Annotated in this window: 16 protein-coding genes; 12 read left to right on the top strand and 4 right to left on the bottom strand. The window is 60.5% G+C overall.

Annotation, left to right across the window (positions count from 1 at the left end; all coding sequences use genetic code 11):
• Positions 1–113: 113 nt before the first annotated feature.
• The 11 genes from urtA to ureC all read left to right on the top strand — a co-directional run bounded on the left by urtA (position 114) and on the right by ureC (position 10,236).
• Positions 114–1,379, top strand: coding sequence for an urea ABC transporter substrate-binding protein (gene urtA / locus ACA065_RS02985; protein ID WP_497693248.1), 1,266 nt, complete (start codon positions 114–116; stop codon positions 1,377–1,379).
• 126 nt (positions 1,380–1,505) lie between these two features.
• Complete coding sequence (gene urtB / locus ACA065_RS02980; RefSeq protein ID WP_497693247.1) at positions 1,506–3,008, top strand: urea ABC transporter permease subunit UrtB; 1,503 nt, start codon at positions 1,506–1,508, stop codon at positions 3,006–3,008.
• On the top strand, positions 3,008–4,087 hold the full coding sequence (gene urtC, locus ACA065_RS02975; protein WP_497693246.1) for an urea ABC transporter permease subunit UrtC: 1,080 nt from the start codon (positions 3,008–3,010) through the stop codon (positions 4,085–4,087). The genes urtB and urtC overlap by 1 nt, the downstream gene beginning before the upstream one ends.
• Positions 4,084–4,944, top strand: a complete 861-nt coding sequence (gene urtD / locus ACA065_RS02970) for an urea ABC transporter ATP-binding protein UrtD (RefSeq protein ID WP_497693245.1) — start codon at positions 4,084–4,086, stop codon at positions 4,942–4,944. The genes urtC and urtD overlap by 4 nt, the downstream gene beginning before the upstream one ends.
• A 137-nt stretch (positions 4,945–5,081) precedes the next feature.
• Positions 5,082–5,780: an urea ABC transporter ATP-binding subunit UrtE gene (urtE, locus tag ACA065_RS02965; RefSeq protein WP_497693244.1), complete on the top strand. Its 699-nt coding sequence runs from the start codon at positions 5,082–5,084 to the stop codon at positions 5,778–5,780.
• 31 nt (positions 5,781–5,811) lie between these two features.
• Positions 5,812–6,651 (top strand): urease accessory protein UreD, encoded by an 840-nt coding sequence (locus ACA065_RS02960; protein WP_497693243.1) that lies wholly within the window; start codon positions 5,812–5,814, stop codon positions 6,649–6,651.
• A 147-nt stretch (positions 6,652–6,798) separates the two neighbouring features.
• Positions 6,799–7,101 carry an urease subunit gamma gene (gene ureA / locus ACA065_RS02955; protein WP_003171437.1) on the top strand — a complete coding sequence of 101 codons (303 nt, stop codon included), beginning with the start codon at positions 6,799–6,801 and terminating at the stop codon, positions 7,099–7,101.
• 9 nt (positions 7,102–7,110) lie between these two features.
• Positions 7,111–7,623, top strand: a complete 513-nt coding sequence (locus tag ACA065_RS02950; RefSeq protein ID WP_497693242.1) for a GNAT family N-acetyltransferase — start codon at positions 7,111–7,113, stop codon at positions 7,621–7,623.
• 5 nt (positions 7,624–7,628) lie between these two features.
• Positions 7,629–8,162, top strand: coding sequence for a GNAT family N-acetyltransferase (locus ACA065_RS02945; RefSeq protein ID WP_497693241.1), 534 nt, complete (start codon positions 7,629–7,631; stop codon positions 8,160–8,162).
• Entirely contained in the window at positions 8,159–8,464 is a 306-nt protein-coding gene (locus ACA065_RS02940) for an urease subunit beta (RefSeq protein ID WP_497693240.1), read from the top strand. The genes ACA065_RS02945 and ACA065_RS02940 overlap by 4 nt, the downstream gene beginning before the upstream one ends.
• A gap of 71 nt (positions 8,465–8,535) precedes the next feature.
• Positions 8,536–10,236: an urease subunit alpha gene (gene ureC, locus ACA065_RS02935; protein WP_497693239.1), complete on the top strand. Its 1,701-nt coding sequence runs from the start codon at positions 8,536–8,538 to the stop codon at positions 10,234–10,236.
• 67 nt (positions 10,237–10,303) lie between these two features.
• Here ureC and ACA065_RS02930 read toward each other — a convergent pair whose 3' ends face one another.
• Both ACA065_RS02930 and ACA065_RS02925 read right to left on the bottom strand, forming a co-directional pair.
• On the bottom strand, positions 10,304–17,275 hold the full coding sequence (locus tag ACA065_RS02930) for an NEL-type E3 ubiquitin ligase domain-containing protein (protein WP_497693238.1): 6,972 nt from the start codon (positions 17,273–17,275) through the stop codon (positions 10,304–10,306).
• 81 nt (positions 17,276–17,356) lie between these two features.
• On the bottom strand, positions 17,357–18,295 hold the full coding sequence (locus ACA065_RS02925) for a DnaJ C-terminal domain-containing protein (RefSeq protein WP_497693237.1): 939 nt from the start codon (positions 18,293–18,295) through the stop codon (positions 17,357–17,359).
• 238 nt (positions 18,296–18,533) lie between these two features.
• On the opposite strand from ACA065_RS02925, the gene ACA065_RS02920 reads away from it, so the two are divergent.
• Entirely contained in the window at positions 18,534–19,802 is a 1,269-nt protein-coding gene (locus ACA065_RS02920; protein WP_497693236.1) for an Hsp70 family protein, read from the top strand.
• 159 nt (positions 19,803–19,961) lie between these two features.
• Here the strand turns inward: ACA065_RS02920 and ACA065_RS02915 are convergent, their stop codons facing one another.
• Positions 19,962–20,540, bottom strand: coding sequence for a hypothetical protein (locus ACA065_RS02915; protein ID WP_497693235.1), 579 nt, complete (start codon positions 20,538–20,540; stop codon positions 19,962–19,964).
• Positions 20,541–20,582: 42 nt separating this feature from the next.
• On the bottom strand, positions 20,583–21,596 hold the full coding sequence (locus tag ACA065_RS02910; RefSeq protein WP_497693234.1) for an AI-2E family transporter: 1,014 nt from the start codon (positions 21,594–21,596) through the stop codon (positions 20,583–20,585).
• Between the last annotated feature and the right edge of the window lie 64 nt (positions 21,597–21,660).

Genomic DNA, 21,660 nt, shown 5'->3' with positions numbered 1-21,660 from the left:
GCAACCTTCGCCGGCCAGCCCCTGCGGATGCTCGCGTTAGGTGCAGCAGGCACAGCCTTTGCAAAGTCCTGTGTATCTGCCACACAAAAATATCGGTTTACGGAGATCGCACCATGCAGCGTCGTAGCTTGATCAAGGCTTTTACTTTGTCGGCATCCATTCTCGCCATGGGGTTGACCTGGACCGTGCAGGCCGCCGAGACCATCAAGGTCGGCATCCTGCACTCGTTGTCCGGGACCATGGCGATCTCCGAAACCTCGCTCAAAGACATGGCGCTGATGACCATCGACGAGATCAACGCCAAGGGCGGCGTCAACGGCAAGATGCTCGAACCGGTGGTTGTCGACCCGGCGTCGAACTGGCCGCTGTTCGCCGAAAAAGGTCGCCAGCTGCTGACCCAGGACAAGGTCGCCGTGGTGTTCGGCTGCTGGACTTCGGTGTCGCGTAAATCGGTATTGCCGGTGTTTGAAGAGCTCAACGGTTTGCTGTTCTACCCGGTGCAATACGAAGGCGAAGAGATGTCGCCGAACGTGTTCTATACCGGTGCAGCGCCGAACCAACAGGCGATCCCGGCGGTGGAATACCTGATGAGCGAAGAAGGCGGCAGCGCCAAGCGCTTCTTCCTGCTCGGCACCGACTACGTGTACCCGCGCACCACCAACAAGATTTTGCGCTCGTTCCTGCACTCCAAAGGCGTAGCGGATAAAGATATCGAAGAGGTCTACACCCCGTTCGGCCACGCCGACTACCAGACCATCGTCGCCAACATCAAGAAATTCTCGGCTGGCGGCAAGACGGCGGTGATCTCCACCGTAAATGGCGACTCCAACGTGCCGTTCTACAAAGAGCTGGCCAACCAGGGTTTGAAGGCCACCGACGTACCGGTGGTGGCGTTCTCCGTGGGTGAAGAAGAACTGCGCGGCATCGACACCAAGCCGCTGGTGGGCAACCTGGCCGCCTGGAACTACTTCCAGTCGGTGGAGAACCCGGTGAACAAGAAATTCGTCGCCGATTGGAAGGCTTACGCCAAGGCGCACAACCTGCCAGGCGCGGATAAAGCCGTGACCAACGACCCGATGGAAGCCACCTACGTCGGCATCCATATGTGGGCGCAGGCGGTTGAGAAAGCCAAGTCCACCGACGTCGACAAGGTGCGCGAAGCCATGGCCGGGCAGACCTTCGCGGCGCCGTCGGGCTTCACCCTGACCATGGACAAGACCAACCACCACCTGCACAAGCCGGTGATGATCGGTGAAATCCAATCGGACGGGCAGTTCTCGGTGGTGTGGCAGACCGAAAAACCGATCCGCGCCCAGCCGTGGAGCCCGTACATCCCTGGCAATGACAAGAAGCCGGATTACGCCGTCAAGAGCAACTGATCCGCTGATCGTTCCCACGCTCCGCGTGGGAATGCATCCCGTGACGCTCTGCGTCACAACGCGGACGCAGAGCGTCCAAGGCGGCATTCCCACGCAGAGCGTGGGAACGATCTACAGGAAAATCTTATGCCCACTGCCCTTTACCGCTTCATCCTCGCCGCCTTGCTGTTGCTGCCCTTCGCCGCACACGCCAGCGACGCCGAAGACTTCCTCGCCGCCAACCCGGTGCAACAAGCCAAGCTGCTCCAGGAGTGGGCCGCCCAGCCCGACCCGGCGCGCATCGAGCTGGTGGACGCCCTGCAACAAGGCCAGATCACGGTCAACGGCGAAACCAAAACCGTACGCCTGAACAACCGCTTGCGTGGCCTGATCGACAACCTACAAGCCAGCCAGCAACTGCTCGCCGCCGACCCCAAGGTGCGCCTGGCAGCGGCGCAAACCCTGCAAAAAACCGCTGTACCTGCGCAGCTCAAATTCCTCGACCAGCAAGTCGCCGCCGAAACCAACGAAGACGTGCACACCGCCCTCAGCCTGGCCTTGGCCAACCTGCAACTGGTCGACACCGACCCCGTCGTACGCCTCGCCGCCGTGCGTTTGTTGGGCGGCACCGGCGACCCGCTGGCCCGCACGCGCCTTGAGGCATTACTCGCGCCGGGGGTCGAAACCGACGCCGCCGTGCACACTGCGGCCGAGACCAGCCTGGCCCAGGTCAAACGCAAACTGATGGTCGGCGAGATCCTCGGCCAGGCCTTCAGTGGCATGTCCTTGGGTTCGATTCTGCTGCTCGCGGCGTTGGGCCTGGCGATCACCTTCGGCCTGCTCGGCGTGATCAACATGGCCCACGGCGAGATGCTGATGCTCGGCGCCTACTCCACTTACGTAGTGCAACTGATGATGCAGCGCTACGTGCCTGCGGCCATCGAGTTCTACCCGCTGATTGCGCTGCCGGTGGCGTTTTTTGTCACCGCCGTCATCGGCATGGCCCTGGAGCGCACGGTCATTCGTCACCTCTACGGCCGCCCATTGGAAACCCTGCTGGCCACCTGGGGCATCAGCTTGATGCTGATCCAGTTGGTGCGCCTGGTGTTCGGCGCACAGAACGTCGAAGTCGCCAACCCCGAATGGCTGTCCGGCGGCATTCAGGTGCTGCCCAACCTGGTGCTGCCGTACAACCGCATCGCGATCATCGTCTTCGCGCTGTGCGTGGTCGTGCTGACCTGGCTGCTGCTGAACAAAACCCGACTGGGGCTCAACGTGCGCGCCGTCACCCAGAACCGCAACATGGCCGCCTGCTGTGGCGTGCCCACCGGGCGCGTGGACATGCTCGCCTTTGGCCTCGGCTCCGGCATCGCCGGGCTGGGTGGCGTGGCGCTGAGCCAGATCGGCAACGTCGGCCCGGACCTGGGCCAGAGCTACATCATCGACTCGTTCCTGGTGGTGGTGCTCGGCGGTGTCGGCCAGTTGGCCGGTAGCGTGATGGCTGCCTTCGGGCTGGGCATCGCCAACAAAATTCTCGAACCGCAGATCGGCGCTGTGCTCGGCAAGATCCTGATCCTCGCGCTGATCATTCTGTTTATCCAGAAACGCCCGCAAGGACTCTTCGCACTGAAAGGACGGGTGATCGACTGATGAACCAGCCATTGATGCTTACGGCCACGCAAAAGGCCGGCCCCAAGGTGACGATTGCGGTCGGCGCGGTGATCCTGATCCTGCTGCTGGCACTGCCGTTGTGCTCGCTGCTGTCGCCGGAGAACCCGCTGCACGTGTCGGCCTACACCCTGACGCTGGTGGGCAAGATCCTCTGCTACGCCATTGTCGCCCTGGCCCTGGACCTGGTGTGGGGCTATGCGGGCATGCTGTCCCTCGGCCACGGCTTGTTTTTTGCCTTGGGCGGTTATGCGATGGGCATGTACCTGATGCGCCAGGCCTCCGGGGATGAACTGCCGGCGTTCATGACCTTCTTGTCGTGGACTGAGTTGCCTTGGTATTGGATCGGCACCCAACACTTCCTCTGGGCCATGTGCCTGGTGGTGCTGGCGCCGGGTTTGCTGGCGCTGGTGTTCGGCTTCTTCGCCTTTCGTTCACGGATCAAGGGCGTGTATTTCTCGATCATGACCCAGGCCCTGACCTTTGCCGGGATGCTGCTGTTTTTCCGCAACGAGACCGGGTTTGGCGGCAATAACGGCTTCACCAACTTCCGCAGCATCCTGGGCTTTGGGATTACCGAGCCGGGCACGCGGGCGGTGTTGTTCTTTGCCACCGTGGTGTTGCTGGTCGCGAGTTTGTACACCGGCTGGCGCCTGGCGCAGAGCAAGTTCGGCCGCGTGCTGACGGCACTGCGCGATGCCGAAAACCGCCTGATGTTCTGCGGCTACGACCCGCGTGGCTTCAAGTTGTTTGTGTGGGTGTTGAGCGCGGTGTTGTGTGGCTTGGCCGGCGCGTTGTACGTGCCGCAAGTGGGCATCATCAACCCCAGCGAAATGTCGCCGACCAACTCCATCGAAGCCGCCGTGTGGGTGGCCCTGGGCGGGCGCGGCACACTGATCGGCCCGCTGCTGGGCGCCGGTGTGGTGAACGGCATGAAGAGCTGGTTCACCGTGGCGTTCCCGGAATACTGGCTGTTCTTTCTCGGGGCGCTGTTCATCATCGTCACCCTGTATTTGCCCAAGGGTGTGATCGGCCTGTTGAGAAAACGGGGTGAACAATGAGAGTTACAGCGACGGCGGAATTTATGCTCGAACCTATTCTTGAACCGAATAAAGACGCGGGCAGCAGCCGCGATGCGATCGGCCTCGGCCAGGCTGCCGGCAAGGGCCTCAATACCCGCCACGGCACCATCCTGACCCTGGAAGACATCAGCGTCAGCTTCGATGGTTTCAAGGCGCTTAACGACCTGAACCTGTACATCGGCGTAGGCGAATTGCGCTGCATCATCGGCCCCAACGGCGCAGGCAAGACCACGCTGATGGACGTGATCACCGGCAAGACTCGCCCCAGCCACGGCAAGGCCTGGTTCGGCGAAACCCTGGACCTCACCAGCATGAGCGAAGTGCAGATCGCCCAGGCAGGCATCGGCCGCAAGTTCCAGAAACCCACGGTGTTCGAAGCCCTGAGCGTGTTCGAAAACCTGGAGCTGGCGCAGAAAACCGACAAGTCCGTGTGGGCCAGCCTGCGCGCACGCTTGAGCGGCGAGCAGAAAGACCGCATCGATGAAGTGCTCGACACCATCCGCCTGACCGCCTCGGTACAACGCCCGGCCGGGCTGTTGTCCCACGGGCAAAAGCAGTTCCTGGAAATCGGCATGCTGCTGATGCAAGACCCGCAACTGTTGCTGTTGGACGAACCCGTGGCAGGCATGACCGACGCCGAAACCGAGTTCACCGCCGAACTGTTCAAGCGCCTGGCGGGCAAGCACTCGCTGATGGTGGTGGAGCACGACATGGGCTTTGTCGGCTCGATTGCCGATCACGTCACCGTATTGCACCAGGGCAGCGTGCTGGCCGAAGGGTCGCTGGAACAGGTGCAGGAAAATGAGCGGGTGATCGAGGTTTACCTCGGTCGCTGACGCAGAGCGCGCTGATCGTTCCCACGCTCCGCGTGGGAATGCATACCGTGACGCTCCGCGTCACAAAGCGGACGCAGAGCGTCCAGGGCGGCATTCCCACGCAGAGCGTGGGAACGATCATTAAGGAGAATTTGAACATGCTGCAAGTCGACAAGCTGCACCAGTACTACGGCGGCAGCCACATTCTGCGCGGGCTGTCCTTTGACGTTAAGGTCGGCGAAGTCACCTGCCTGCTCGGCCGTAACGGCGTGGGCAAGACCACCCTGCTCAAGTGCCTGATGGGTTTGCTGCCGGCCAAAGAAGGCGCGGTGAACTGGGAAGGCAAGGCCATCACCGGGTTCAAGCCGCACCAGCGTGTGCACGCCGGCATCGCCTATGTGCCTCAGGGGCGCGAGATTTTTGGTCGGTTGACGGTAGAAGAGAACCTGTTGATGGGTCTTTCGCGTTTTCCAGGCGCCGAAGCCAAGGAAGTGCCGGCGTTTATCTATGAATTGTTCCCGGTGCTGCTGCAGATGAAGCACCGGCGCGGCGGGGATTTATCGGGCGGCCAGCAGCAACAGCTGGCAATCGGTCGCGCCTTGGCCAGCCGCCCGCGCCTGTTGATTCTCGATGAGCCCACCGAGGGCATTCAACCGTCGGTGATCAAGGAAATTGGCATGGTGATCAAGAAGCTCGCGGCACGCGGCGACATGGCGATTCTGGTGGTGGAGCAGTTCTACGACTTCGCCGCCGAGCTGGCCGACCAGTATCTGGTGATGTCACGCGGTGAAATCGTCCAGCAAGGCCGAGGTGAAAATATGGAAAGTGAGGGTGTACGAGGACTCGTAACCATCTAATCTGATGCGTCCTGACGATAAGCACACAACCATGAACCTGCCCGTTTCCCCTGCCCTGTTCACCCCCAGCTGGCACGCCGAGCTGGAGCTCGGCTACGCGCGTTTCGGCGACACCACGCGCCCGGTGATGCGCCGCCACCTCGGCCCGCTGCGGGTGCAAAAGCACCTGTACGCCGAGGGCCCTGAGGTGTGCCAGCACATCATCGTGCACCCGCCCGGCGGGATTGCCGGTGGTGATCGCCTGGACATCAGCGCCCATGTCGGCGCGGGCGCCTGGGCGCAGTTGACCAGCCCCGGCGCCGCCAAGTGGTATCGCGCCAGCGGCCCGGCGTATCAACAGCTCGATTTGAGCGTGGAAGCCGGCGCCACCCTGGAATGGCTGCCCCAGGAAACCATCGTGTTCAGCGCCGCCCAGGCCGAACTCACCACGCGCATTGACCTGCAAGGCGATGCGCGGCTGTTCTACTGGGACGTGGTCGCCCTCGGCCGCCCGGCCAGTGGCGAACGTTTCGACCTCGGCCACTTTCAATCGCACCTGGATATTCGCCGTGACGGCCAGTTGCTCTGGCATGAGCGCCAGCGCATTGTAGGCGCCGATGGGTTGCTCGACTCGCCCATCGGGCTGGACGGGCAACCGGTGTTTGCCACGCTGTTGCTCACAGGTGATATCGAGCCTGAATTGCTGGAAACCTGCCGCGCTTTACCGCATGCGGTGCGCGGTGATCTGACCCAACTGCCCGGCTTGCTGGTCGCCCGCTGCCTGGCCAGTGAGGCGCTGCTGGCGCGGGGTTGGTTGATGGATTTATGGAAACTGTTGCGCCCGGCGGTATTGGGGCGAGAGGCCGTCGCACCGAGAATTTGGAGCACATGAAGATCAAAATGTGGGAGCGGGCTTGCTCGCGAATGCGGTATGTCAGTCGACGCATCTTTAACTGATCCACCGCTTTCGCGAGCAAGCCCGCTCCCACATTTGATCTCTATTGCAGTTAAGAATGCTTTTTACGAAGGACCTTGAACCATGGATTTGACCCCACGGGAAAAAGACAAACTGCTGATCTTCACCGCCGGCCTCGTCGCCGAACGCCGCCTGGCACGTGGCGTGAAGCTCAACTACCCGGAAACCATCGCCTACATTTCCGCTGCGTTGATGGAAGGCGCCCGCGATGGCCGTACTGTCGCCGACCTGATGCACTACGGCACCACCCTGCTCAGCCGCGAACAAGTGATGGAAGGCATCCCCGAAATGATCCCGGATATCCAGGTGGAAGCCACCTTTCCCGACGGCACCAAGCTGGTCACCGTCCACCAGCCTATCGCGTGAGAGCTGATCATGATTCGTGATGCAACCGAGCAAGACCTGCCGGCCATTCGAGACATCTACAACGACGCGGTGTTGAACACCACGGCGATCTGGAACGAACAACCGGTGGACCTGGCCAACCGTCAAGCCTGGTTCAGCGCGCGTCAGGCCCAGGGCTATCCGATTCTGGTGGCGGTGGAAAACGATGAAGTCACCGGCTACGCCTCGTTCGGCGACTGGCGGCCCTTTGAAGGCTTTCGCTACAGCGTCGAACACTCGGTGTACGTGCGCAATGACCAGCGCGGCAAAGGCCTCGGCCCGCGCCTGATGCAAGCCTTGATCGAGCGCGCCCGAACCGGCGGCAAGCACGTGATGGTCGCGGCCATCGAAAGCGGCAACCAGGCGTCTATCCGTCTGCATGAGCGCCTGGGGTTCATCACCACCGGGCAGATGCCGCAAGTGGGCATCAAGTTCGGCCGCTGGCTGGACCTTACCTTTATGCAACTGACATTGAATCCGGGCGCAGAACCGCCCCAGGAGTGAGATCGATGAGCGCCGCACAACTGCGTCGAGTGAATGCTGAAAGTTTTGCCCATTACCGCCTGGGTTTGATTGAGCTATTGCTCGACGCGGTGCAGCACGGCGCCTCGGTCGGTTTCATGGCTGACTTCGATGAAACCCAGGCCCGCGACTATCTCAAGGGCGTGCAAGCCAGTATCGAAGACGCCAGCCTGTTGCTGTGGGTGGTGGTGCGCGACGAGCAAGTGATCGCCAGCGTGCAATTGGCGCTGTGCCAGAAAGCCAACGGCCTCAACCGCGCCGAAGTGCAAAAGCTGCTGGTGCACAGCAGCGCGCGCCGCCATGGCCTGGGCCAGCAATTGATGAATACCCTGGAACTCGCCGCGCGCCAGCACAAGCGCGGCCTGCTGTACCTGGACACCGAGGCCGGCTCCGGCGCCGAAGCCTTTTACCAGTCGCTGCGCTACACCAAGATCGGTGAACTGCCCGATTACTGCCAAAGCCCGGACGGGCATTACAGCCCGACCGCCATCTACTTCAAGACCCTGGGGCAACCTGCATGATTCCTGGTGAATATCAGATCCAGCCTGGCGACATCGAACTTAACGTTGGCCGCCGTACCCTCACGCTCAGCGTGGCCAACAGCGGCGACCGGCCGATTCAGGTGGGCTCGCATTATCACTTTTTCGAAACCAATGATGCGCTGACTTTCGATCGTGCCGCGAGCCGTGGCATGCGCCTGAATATTCCCGCCGGGACTGCGGTGCGGTTTGAGCCGGGGCAGAGTCGTGAAGTGGAGTTGGTGGATTTGGGCGGTGGGCGGCGGGTGTTCGGGTTTGCCGGGAGGATTATGGGTGACCTTTAGGGCCTCTTCGCGAGCAAGCCCGCTCCCACATTTGATCGCATTTCAACTCTATTGATTTCCAGGGCAAGCACATGAAGATTTCCAGACAAGCCTACGCCGACATGTACGGCCCCACCGTCGGTGACAAGGTCCGCCTGGCCGACACCGAGCTGTTCGTCGAAGTCGAGCAGGACTTCACTGTTTATGGCGAAGAAGTGAAATTCGGCGGCGGCAAAGTGATCCGCGATGGCCAGGGCCAGAGCCAATTGCTCGCCCATGAGGTCGTGGATACCTTGATCACCAACGCGCTGATCATCGACCACTGGGGCATCGTCAAGGCCGACGTCGGCTTGAAGAATGGTCGCATTCACGCGATCGGCAAGGCCGGCAACCCGGACATCCAGCCCGGCGTGACCATGGCCATCGGCGCCAGCACCGAAGTGATTGCCGGCGAAGGCATGATCCTCACCGCAGGCGGCATCGACTCCCACGTGCATTTCATCTGCCCGCAGCAGATCGAAGAGGCGCTGACCAGCGGCGTCACCACCATGATCGGCGGCGGCACCGGCCCGGCCACCGGCACCAACGCGACTACCTGCACTTCAGGCCCGTGGCACCTGGCGCGCATGCTTCAGGCCAGCGATTCGTTCCCGATGAACATCGGCTTCACCGGCAAGGGTAACGCCAGTTTGCCGCAGCCATTGATCGAACAGGTCAAGGCCGGCGCCATCGGCTTGAAGCTGCATGAAGACTGGGGCACCACACCGGCCAGCATCGACAACTGCCTGAACGTCGCCGACGAGTACGACGTGCAGGTGGCGATCCACAGCGACACCCTCAACGAGTCCGGCTTTGTCGAAACAACGCTGGCCGCGCTCAAGGGTCGCACCATTCACACCTACCACACCGAAGGGGCCGGTGGCGGCCACGCGCCGGACATCATCAAGGCCTGTGGTTTCCCGAACGTGCTGCCCAGCTCCACCAACCCGACCCGGCCGTTCACGCGCAACACCATCGATGAGCACCTGGACATGTTGATGGTCTGCCATCACCTGGACCCGAGCATTGCCGAAGACGTGGCGTTCGCCGAAAGCCGCATCCGCCGCGAGACCATCGCCGCCGAAGACATCCTGCACGACCTCGGCGCGTTCTCGATGATCAGCTCCGACAGCCAGGCCATGGGCCGCGTCGGTGAAGTGATCACGCGCACCTGGCAGACCGCCGACAAGATGAAAAAACAGCGCGGGCCATTGCCCGGTGACGGCCCTGGCAACGACAACTTCCGCGCCAAGCGCTACATCGCCAAGTACACCATCAACCCGGCGATCACTCACGGCGTGAGCCATATCGTCGGCTCGATTGAAGTGGGTAAATGGGCCGACCTGGTGCTGTGGCGCCCGGCGTTTTTCGGCATCAAACCGACCCTGATTCTCAAGGGCGGCGCGATTGCCTCAAGCCTGATGGGCGACGCCAACGCGTCGATCCCAACACCGCAGCCGGTGCATTACCGCCCGATGTTCGCCAGCTTCGGCAGCTCGTTGCACGCCACCAGCCTGACGTTTATCAGCCAGGCAGCCCAGGACGCCGGATTGCCCGAGGCCCTGGGTTTGAAGAAACAAATCGCCGTGGTCAAAGGCTGCCGCAATGTGCAGAAAACCGACCTGATCCACAACGACTACCTGCCAGATATCGAGGTGGACCCGCAGACCTATCAGGTCAAGGCCGACGGTGTGTTGCTGTGGTGTGAACCGGCGGATGTGCTGCCGATGGCGCAGCGCTACTTTCTGTTTTAGTGCAGCTTTTTAGTACAAACCCATCAACCCTGAAGGCATCTTCAGGGTTGATGCTCAACCCGCCGTATCACGCAAACTTGTTTTTGATCATGCCCTCCGTATACCCATAATTCATACGCAGCTCAACGCCCGCCGGGATATCTTCAGTCGCAAATACGCTATTCAACTTATAGTTCGTCCGCTTGCCTGTGGGGCTGCTCGCGTGCACGGCTTCAACGTCGAAGGGCACGCACTCGACGTTATACCCCCCGGCTGCCTGCCTCACGGGTTTGCCAGTCGGGTCATAGTCGAAATGGGTATTAATCCTGGAGATAATCGTATCCCCTACGATAAAGATCGGGTCGGGCCGAAAACTGCCCGCATCCGGTAGGAGCTCGTAGCCGACCACCATCCCAAACGTACTCTGCGCGCTAACAGACATGCTGTAAGGAATAATCACCCCGCCATACAGGCCGACAAGTTCGCCTTTGGCAATACGCCGGTTGGCCACCACCATGGACTGGCCGATCAAGGCTTTTTCTCCCGGCACTTTCACATCGTCCGCGGTAAACCTGCGCCACTGCAGTTTCTCCTCATACAAAGCGCCCACGTGCTCATACCCTTCGAACTTGATGTAGGGCTTGATTTGCGCCGAGGAGTAGACAGTGCCCGAGTCCAACGCGGCCTGGCGTTCCAGACTTCGGATACGCACCGGCCGGCCCTGGAAATCCCTGAGTGGGTACTTACCATTGTTGGCACGGTTATAGGTGCCCAGTTGGTTTTGCTGAGTCGCGTAGTGAACATCGCGCTTCATAAAATCGAGTTCTTGCGGGGTGTAGGGCTTCACCGGCATCGACTCGGACGCGTCTTCAAACACGTCCTCAGCAACACCCGGTTTCATCCCACCGATTCGGCCTCTGCGCCTCCAAACGCCAGCGACATTGGGTTTGGCGATAATCCCGCTGCTGATCAGCACAAACGGATTGTCCGCTGCCTGCACCCACAACACGTAGTGCTCGCCATCGCCGCCATCGGGCATGCTCGCAACAAAGTACGGCTTGCCACTGAACTCGATGGCCTGTGCCTGGGCGAGTTGTAACCCAGACGCTGTGCTCTCCAGCACCTCAAGCTTTGCCCGTGGCAGCAATGCTTCAGCGATTTCCTGGCGGGTCAGTGTGTCGATCAATGCAGCGTCCTTAATCGCCAGCTGCGCCTGCAGGTCGTTGGCCTGTTGCCGGTACAGGGCCTTGGCCAGTGCCTGAGCCTCATAACGGCTGGTCAGGTCGGCCAATTGCTCTTGATAGGGTTGGCTCTGGGCGTCAAATTGCGCACGATATTTTTGGGCGAGGTAGTCCTGCCAGAACTCCCTGGACAGCAATGCCTGAAACTCTTTCGGTGAGTGATCCAAGGCCACGATTTCGTCATACGCGGCCCCCAGCATTGCCGGGGTAACGTTGGCCATCTCGGAGTACTGCATTTGCTGAGGCTGCCCCGGCAATTGCAGACGGTCCTTGAGGCTGACACGATAGGCCAGCCTTATTTCGACCTCTTCACTCAGGCGCATGGCGTGGGGGAGCTTGTCAGCCAGTGTTACCTGCGGGTCATCGACGATAGCCTGGCTGCGGGCGATATCGGCCGAGGCAATCCGGTCCAATTCGTCCAAGCGAAACAGTCCCCTGGCCAATGTGCGCAACTGCGCGCCTTGCGTCTGGTCGCCGGCCGTTGCACGCGCCTTGGAGACCAACACCGCGAGCTCCATATTGCTGAAGGTAAACGCCGCACGATCGCAGCATGCCGCCTCCCCGCCCAACTCGAACACTTGCGCGCGCAGGCGCTCGGACTCAGGGGTATTCAGACTGATCGCATCGATCAGCTCCCATATCCGGCGCTGCTGGTCGGCATGGGTCGCGGCCGTTGTTTCCAATCGATCAAGCTGGTTGAAAAAACCATCGGCGTTCTCTTGGCTGCGCAACGCAGCCCACTGGGCCATTTTGCTTGCGCTCCCCTCGATAGAAACATCGCGTGTCCAGCGTAGAAACGCAGGGAGTGCATCCGCTCCGATCGCGTTAACGTGGCGTATACGCAGGGCATTCACCACGAACACGTTGGACGTATTGGTGGGTTCCAACCCCTCCTGGCGCAGTCGCTCACCGTACTCCCGGACTTTTTGCAGGGCGGGCGCCAACAGTGGGTTGTTGGCGATACGCGTTACATCATTGACCCTTTTGGTCCTCGCCAGAAGCGCCTCTGTGGGTGTAATGACCGCGTCAGGAATCGTTTCAATTTCATTGTTTTCCAGGTTCACCTGTTCCAACGCTTGCAGTTCAAGCAACCCGCGCGGCCAGCTGCGAATGCCTGCGTTGCTCAGGTCAAGGCGCTGCAAATCAGGCATCTGGCTGACATCCGGGGTTATACCGAGCAGGTTGTCACCCAGCCCTAATACTCGCAGGGAGGTGAGTCCTGACAGCATCGCGGACGTCTGCGGGGTCAAACTGATCCGGTTGTCAGTAAGCTCCAAATGCGTCAGTGCATGCATATCACCCAAGGCACGGGGCAGTACTCTGAGTTCATTGAAAGCCGCCTCCAGGACACGCACATTCGGGAAGCGTGAGAGAAACCCCTCCGGTGAAGTGCCGAGCCGCATGAAATTCATCTTGAGTGAGGCGACATGACCAAAGCCCACACCCAGGTCCGGCAAGCTCGTCAAGGTCAAGCGGGACAGGTCCAACGTATAACCCAGGCTCGTGCCGTCACTGGCCACCACCTGCTCCGTTTCCCGCCGCCAACATTCCATCATGCGTTCTTTGGCCGTGACCCGATCAGCCCTGTTCGGCGCCTCGAGATTGCGCAGGAATGGAAAACCGACATCCTCGCCCAACTCTTTAACCCAGTCGGACAACGTATTGCTTACCGTAGAGTGTTCCTGCTCGAGCCTCAGCAGTTCCGCGTCGGCGCCGTCCCCCAAGCTCCAGATAAACGCTCTGGCGTCCTGCGAGCGTTTGTTCGGGTACATCCGTTGCACCTTTTCAAGCTTAGGGTTGCCACAGTCAAACGCACCTTCGCGGGCGCCTTGCACCAAGTCCGGCCGTACCTGATTCAGACGTTGCCAGTAGCTATCGAATTGCTGCCAGTAATCGGCAGGAAACAGATTGCCCTCAAGCAGGGTCACACCGTTGAGACGGGCGGTTGCTTCAAGTTGCTCAGTTGGCGGGTTGAGGTATTGCTCGGGCACATGATTGAAGCGGTTGTCTCTCAAATCAACGAGCTCCAGGCCCGTACGGGCCTGGAGCCCCATTGGCCAGCGGTCCAGTTGCGTGTCCTGCAGCTTCAGGTCTCGTAACCGGGGCATAGCGCTGAAATCGGGAGCCATGCCGAGCGGGTTATTTTCGAGGCGCAGAGTTTCAAGATTGCCAAGGCCGCTCAACAGGCTGGAGCTTTGGGGGGTCAAGCGAATAGTGTTGTGGGCCAGGTCCAACGAGGTCAGGTTGTTCATTTCACCAATGCGGGCCGGGACCTCGGTCAGATCGCTATGGCTGAAGGTCAACTCTTTGACGTGAGTGAATCGTTGTAGAAACGCGTCCGTGCTAGCAGATCCCCTGGCACAAATAACTGTAAGTTTCTCGACATGACTGAAGTCTGCACTCAACTCCGGTAATTCCAGCTCATCGTAAAGCATCAAATCCAGAGCGTTATCCTCCTCAAAAAAGTCATCACCTTCACGGCGCCAGCACCTGAGGATTTTGAGCGCGATACCGCGCGCGTGGTTGAAGGGGTCCTCAGGCCCCGGCGGTGTGTTGGCTTTAACCCACACTTTCATGTCCCGCTTCAGCGTCTTGAACTCGGCTTCCTTTTGCGCCAAACCGCGCTGCACATCTTCACCCAATGACTGGATAAAGGCTGCGACACGATCATCACTGAACGAAGGGTAGAGTTTGCGAACCCGGGCTTCGGCAGAGCTGGCCACGGGGGTCAGCAATTTGCGCACGCCAAGGCCACCGCCCAACAAGCGCAGGGTGGGGTCAACGGTCGGTTTGAGCAGCGGATGCTCCAGCAATACCCTACGCAACGGCGCACGCGGCAGCGGTGCTTGCCGGATCGCGGCCTTCATTTGCAATGCATCGGTGAAACCCAGGGCCTGGCGCTCGGTGGCGGACAACAGGTCCCAGGTCGCGGCGTAGAAGTCCCTGGGCATCGGCGCCTGGAACTGACCGTTGTCCCTCAACACCAGCGTCTTGCTCGTCTGCGCATGCGGGGAACCAATGGCATCCAGCAACGGGCCTTCAGCCGAATACTGGCGCAGTTCCACCCGCGTTTCGCGCGGCCATCCAGGCAAGGTTTCCAGCGTGCGCAAGGCCAGGCGCGAGCTGTCGAGGTCGGCCAGGGTGTCGAGGTGCAGCCCTTCATAGGCACGGGAAACGCGGGTTTCCTGTTCACACCATTGCGCCTGTTCGGCGAGTGCTTGAGGCAGCAGCCCGGTGCGGCGCAGGGCTTGCAATTGCTCGCCAGTCAAACGCTTGAGCAGTTGCTCAGCCACCGCTGTCGGCAACCTGGGATAACTCAGCAGTACCGCCTGCACATCAAGGTCATCCGACGCGGTCAGCGCCCTGTAGCGTTCCTCCACCAACGGGCCTTTGAACGTGTCCACGATGTCGCCAAGGTACTGGCGTAGTTTGCCGGCCCGCACATCCAGGGAGTCGTCGGCGCTGCCGGGGATTTCCTTGAGCGTGGGGTCAACGACCTGCAAGGTGTCCAATACTTTCTTGAGCAACTCGCCGCGCGCCAGTTGGCTTTCAGTCACAACGAGCACGCGCCTGGACGCCGTAGCAGGCGCATCATTCTCCCAACGCAGGCGGCCATCGTCGCTCATCACGCGCAGCGGTGTATCGCCGGGCAGCAGCCCGCGACGCTGCATCATGTTCAGTTGCAGCTGCGGGTCAGCCTGGGCGTAAACCGCCGGGTCGCTGCTGTGCATTTGCTCGACAAACGTCGTCAGCGCCTGGTGGGCCTTGAAGTACTGGATCGAATCCTCAAGCAACAAGGGCACCGGTTCATGCTCGACAAAGGTCTGGCGCAAGGCGTCTTCCTCAACGCCGCTGGCCATACGCGCCTGTTCCAACGCTTGCGTGTCGAGCCCACGCTGGTCCAAGCCCAAGCGTCTGATCAGCGTCGGCTGGTCCCAGCTCAGCGGTTCTTCGGCTTCATGGCTCCAGGCGCCGCCGTGGTTATGCTCCAGTTGCGGTTCATAAGCGCCGGGGCGGCTGGGGTGCTGGATGCGGTATTGGCCGGTGTCGGCGTCCTGGCGGACCTGATAGTAATCACCCTCATGGGGCAATACCGTCTGCCCGTTGTGCTGGTAGAGGCCCAAGGCGTCCGGTTTGGCGTGCGCTGGCAACTCAACGGGCACCTTGTAGGGCGTCATATCGGGGTTCCACAACACCTGTTTGCCGTTCGGCAGGGTCACGGGCTTGAGGCTGTCGATCACGCTCACCTGCTTGATTTCCGGTAGCACCTTGGCCCCGGTAGCCAGCATCGCCAAGTTGAGGGCCACGCTGGAAAAGTGCGCCCACATCGTCTTCAAATCGCTTTGCTCGTAGGCTTCGATGCCTTCAAACGCTTCACTGGACATCTGCGCCGCGCCTACCAGCAGCATGAGCGGCCCCAACGGTGGCACCACGAAAGCCGCGAGGTTGAACACGCTGATCGCTGCATCCACATAGCTGGACAGCCGGTCCATTCTTGCCTTGTAGTCTTCATCGCCGGTGGGCACGGCCACGGCGCGAGCGTCGGCCAAAATCTTGCTGACCTGAGCCTGGCGCAATTGCTCCCAAAAATTGGCACCGATCATCAGGTCATCCAGGGGCAACCGCTTCAGCTTTGGTTGCATCGGGTAATCGCCCGACGAGCCATTGCCATTGGCCGGCTTGTACAACGCATCAAATTGCTGAAAAAAGATGCCTTGCTCGCGCTGGGGTATAAAGCGGCTGAAAAAACGCCGGTACGAAGCGCTGAGCAAACGGGTCCTGAGGTCGGCCATGAACTCACCGCCGTCTGCATACTCTTTGAGCGGCTGCTGTGGATCGTTGGGGATGAACACCAGCAGCCGCTCGACTGCATCACTGTCTTCACGAGCAGGCCCGATCAGCAGCGGCCCCACCAGTACACAGCCAAACACTTTGAGCGCGGCAAACGTCACCGGTTTGCCATCGAGGGTGGCGCTGCCAGGGTCGGTGATGACCTGCTTGATCATCTGGTAGGCATCGGCACGGATGCCCCACTCAGTTTGATGAACGGCTACCTCGGCGCTCAATGCCAACTGTTGGCGCAAGTGTTCTTGCAGTTGCTGTTCGAGTGCAGCACGTTCGGTTGCCTCTTCGGGCTGGACGATGGCCTTGATGTGCTGCTGATACAAACTCCCCAGGTCCAGCGTGCGGCACAATTGGGCGAATTCATGCGGCGCGATGGCCAGGGCCTGCGACTTGACCGCGTAGGGCGTCGGGAGGACTTCGCCGTCATAGGAGTTCCAGGTGGTAATGACATGGCAATCATCGCAGGGACTGGCGTGTTCTTCGTCAGGCGTGAAATTGGCCAGGGCGGCCTCAAGCAAAGAGATGCCACGGTATTGATAGTTCATTGCCGGATCGCGGCTCTGCTCTAAGACAAACGCGCCGTAGAGGTCGTCGCGGCCCTTATAACCATACTTGCGCGCGAAATAGACGTTCTTGACGTCCAGCTCCAGGTTGAAGCGTTTCTTGATCGCGTCTTTAAGCGGCTGCTCGGCAAAGGCGAGTACATCCTTGATGTCGCCCAGGCTGTTCTCCACCTGGTTCAAGGTCTCGCGATAGCGGGTGTGGCTGTCGGCCAGGTCAGCCTTTTGCTGAGCCGTGGCGGTCAGATACCAGCTGGGCAGTTCCATTTCGTGGTTGGCGAGTTCTTCCTGGCGCTGGGTCGAGCCTTGGTTGAACCACGCCGGCACGCGGTCTTTGAGGAAGTCGTAATGCACGCCCCGAAGGTCAACGTTGAAGCTGCCTTCGGGGGTAGAAGTAACGGGTTGATCTGACATATCGGGCCATCCATGACGGGCTGTAAAACAACCAACCTATCGGATAGCCCTGCTTGAAAAGCGCTAGGTATTTATCGCCGCTCAGAAATGCTCACGCGGGTTGAACGCCGCTTTCTGCGCCAGCGCTTGCCACAACGCCGTGACCTCCTCATCGCTGCTTTTAGGCATCACGGCCTTGAGCTGCACAAACAGATAGCCGCGCTGCCCGGCCTTGTTCAGCAAACCATGGCCCTTGGCGCGCATGCGCTGGCCGTTCTGGCTGCCGGCCGGCACCTTGAGGTTGATCTTGCCGGTGAGGGTCGGCACCGCCACTTCTGCGCCCAACGCCAATTCCCACGGCGCCAGGGGCAAGTTGATGATCAGGTTTTCGCCATCCACTTCAAACTTGGCGTGCGGCGCAAACTTGATGATCAGGTACAGGTCGCCATTGGCCCCACCGCCAACGCCCGGTGCACCCTGGCCCTTGAGGCGGATGCGCTCACCGTCGGCCACGCCGGCGGGGATCTTCACGTTCAGGCTCTTGGTGGTGTTGCTGACGTGGCGGCCCGAGGCGTCGTATTGCGGCACCTGAAAGCTGATCTGCTTGGACTCGGTGGACAGCGTGTCTTCAAGCGACACCGACAGTTGCATCTCCACGTCCTGCCCCTTGCGCCCGGTCGGGCGGCGCTGGCCGCCACCGAAGGCGTCGCCACGGTTGCCGAAGATCGAGCTGAAGAAGTCGGAGAAATCCTCAGTGCCCGCGCCACCGCCAAAACCGCCACGGCTCTGCCAACCCGGCGGGCCCTGGAACGGCTGGCCATGCTGGCCGTATTTGCGCAGTTCGTCGTATTCCGCGCGCTTATCCGCGCTTTTAAGCGCTTCATAGGCTTCGGACGCGTCCTTGAATTTCTCTTCGGCGTCTTTTTCCTTGCTCACATCCGGGTGGTATTTGCGCGCGAGCTTGCGATACGCGGCCTTTATTTCCTTGTCATCGGCCGTCGGCTCGACACCCAGAATCTTGTAGTAGTCTTTGAAATCCATCGGCGGTTCACCATCCTTTATCGAGATCGCACAGCCCGGGGCACAACGTGCGCTGCTTTGCACCTGTTGAGTCATGTGGCCTGGGGGTGCGTCAAAGTGTTATCGGCGCTAGCCGTATGCAACAGATGTGGGGGCAAATCCCGCACTTTCAAGCACGATTTAACGGATGGTCGGCCTACGCATCCGCCTTCGACTGGCATACACTGCGCGGCCGTTTTTCAACCGGAACCTGATAGACATGAAAAACCCATCCCCAGCCCGTGCCTGCGGTATCGACTTCGGCACGTCCAACTCCACCGTCGGCTGGATCCGCCCCGGCGAGGAGACGCTTATCGCGCTGGAGGACGACAAGATCACGTTGCCGTCGGTGGTGTTCTTCAACTTCGAGGAGCGCCGCCCGGTGTACGGTCGCCTGGCCCTGCACGAATACCTGGAAAACTACGAAGGCCGGCTGATGCGCTCGCTCAAGAGCCTGCTGGGTTCCAAGCTGATCAAGCACGACACCAGCGTGCTCGGCACAGCCATGCCGTTCACCGACCTGCTGGCGCTGTTTATCGGCCAACTCAAGAGCCGCGCCGAAGCCAATGCCGGCCGTGAATTCGAAGAAGTGGTGCTGGGCCGCCCGGTGTTCTTCGTCGATGACGACCCCATGGCCGACCAGGAAGCAGAAAACACCCTGGTCGACGTAGCGCGCAAGATCGGCTTCAAGGACATCTCGTTCCAGTACGAGCCCATCGCGGCCGCCTTCGACTACGAGTCCACCATCGAAAAAGAAGAGCTGGTACTGATTGTCGACATCGGCGGTGGTACATCCGACTTTTCCTTGGTGCGGCTGTCCCCGGACCGCCGTCACAACGACAACCGCCAGAGCGACATCCTCGCCACCGGCGGCGTGCACATCGGCGGTACTGACTTCGACAAACAGCTGAGCCTGCAAGGCATGATGCCGCTGTTCGGCTACGGCAGCCGCATGAAAAGCGGCGCCTACATGCCCACCAGCCACCACATGAACCTGGCCACCTGGCACACCATCAACTCGGTGTACTCGCAAAAATCCCAGCTGGCCCTGGGCAGCATGCGCTACGACATCGAAGACACCGGCGGCATCGACCGCCTGTTCAAGTTGATCGAACAGCGCGCCGGGCACTGGCTGGCCATGGAAGTGGAAGAAACCAAGATCCAGCTGACCCACGCAGACAGCCGCCACGTGCTGCTCGACCGGGTTGAGCCGGGGTTGAGCGTGGAACTGAGCCGAGCGCTGTTTGAGTCGGCGATTGATGGCTTGCTGGAACGCGTGCGCAACAGCGTCACGCAGCTGCTGACCGATGCGTCGGTGCAAGTGGCGCAGGTGGATACGGTGTTCTTTACCGGCGGTTCCAGCGGTATTCCGGCACTGCGCCACAGCATCTCGGCGATGCTGCCGAATGCGCGGCATGTGGAAGGGAATATCTTCGGCAGTATCGGCAGTGGTTTGGCGATTGAGGCCAGCAAACGCTACGGCAGCTGACCTGCCCCACTCTCACCAACACTAAAAAACAACTGTGGGAGCGGGCTTGCCCGCGAAGGCGATGGTTCAGTCGATGTCTCTGTCGGCTGACCCACCGTCTTCGCGAGCAAGCCCGCTCCCACATTTAGACCTGCTTACACCTGAAATCCGGCAGGCACCCTAGCGGTGATAAATCGCCCACACCCCAAGCAGCGTCAGGCTCCACATCACCACGCCCGGCACGATCACCAGGTAGTTCCACAGGTTAAAGCGCGCGTTGCTCTGCCCCTGCGGGTCACCTGCCGCGAAGTTGACCAGGCCCTGGGCTTGTTGAAGGATGTAGGCACACAGCGGAACCGCCAGGAGCACCAGGGGTTTATAGGCGAACCAGGGCTCGAAACGGTTAGCCACCATTTCGAAAACCCTGGCGCCTACCGTCACCACTACGAACACCGTCGCCCACTGCTCGAAGTCAAAATCGAACTTTCGGCCACTGTGGGCAACGCGATCATCGGCCCGGCGATAGAGCTGGTGCATAAAGAAAATAAAGAAAATCGCCCGCGCCCAAGGCGAGATATCCAACTGATTGGCTTTCTTGTACAAGCTCCAGTTTTTATACGACCAGATATAGGTATACAGCCCGAAGCTGAGCAGGCTCAGAACCAGCAGCTTGGTTTTGGAAATGACGTAGAACTCGTGAGACGTCTTTACCGTCTCGGTCAGCTCCGCCGTTGGCGGAGCGTAGATATTGTCACTCACCGTTGTTTCCCTCTAAGTCCCTTTAAAGTTCACGTTATTGCGTCAAACCATTCCGGCGAGCTTCAACTCACTTTTCAAATACGCATAATAAATCGGCCCCGCCACCACGCCCGGCAGGCCGAATGCGGCTTCAAACACCAGCATCGCCAGCAACAATTCCCACGACTTGGCACTGATCTGCCCGCCCACGATTCGCGCGTTGAGAAAGTACTCGACCTTGTGGATCACGATCAAATAACCCAACGCCGCCACCGCCACCCAGATTGAAATCGACAGCGCGACGATGGTGATCAGCGTATTGGACATCAGGTTGCCGATCACCGGGAGCAGGCCGAGCAGGAAGGTCAGCACGATCAGGGTTTTGGTCAGCGGCAGGTGAATGCCGCACAGCGGCAGCACCACCGCGAGAAAGATCGCGGTGAACATGGTGTTGAGCGCGGCAATTTTGATTTGGGCGAAGACGATGTTGCGAAACGCCTGGACCAGCAGGTGCAAGCGGTCGAACAGCGCGGCGGCCAGCGGTTTGCGCTTGGTCAGGTCGGGCACGCGTTGCAGGGCGATGATCGCGCCGAGCACCATGCCGATCAGCAAGGTGACGAACATGTGCGCGGCATCTTTGCCGACCAGCTGCAGTTCGCTCAGGTGTTTGCTCAGCCAGTCGCCAATGGCCACGCGGAATTCAGCGGCGCTGGCGGGCAGGTAGGCGTCGAGGAACGGCGGCAACTGGCCGCGCGCACGGTCAACCACGCCCATGAATTTGTCGAGGGAAGCCCCGGGGTTTTCTGCTTCGTGAAGCAGGAAGCTGATGGCGCCGGCGAAGATCAGGGCCAGCACGCTGACGATCAAGGTGCCCAGTAACGCCACAGCGAGCCAACGCGCGCGCCGACCTTCGATCAGCCGCTGCAACTGCGGGGTGAGCATGTTGACCAGTTCATAAACCAGCAAGCCGGCCAACAGACTGGGCAGCAGCTTGAGCGGCAGGACCAGCAGTAACCCACCGAAAATGATGATGCAACTGACCAGCAACAACACGTGACGCTGAGAAAACGTTGGCATACAGCCTCAAAACGAACGGCGTTAAAGGATGGGCAGTCTGCCAGCCTTGAGGCAATCAAGCGAG

The organism is Pseudomonas sp. LBUM1640 (assembly GCF_059716225.1).
This window is presented reverse-complemented; position numbering and strand designations above follow the sequence as displayed.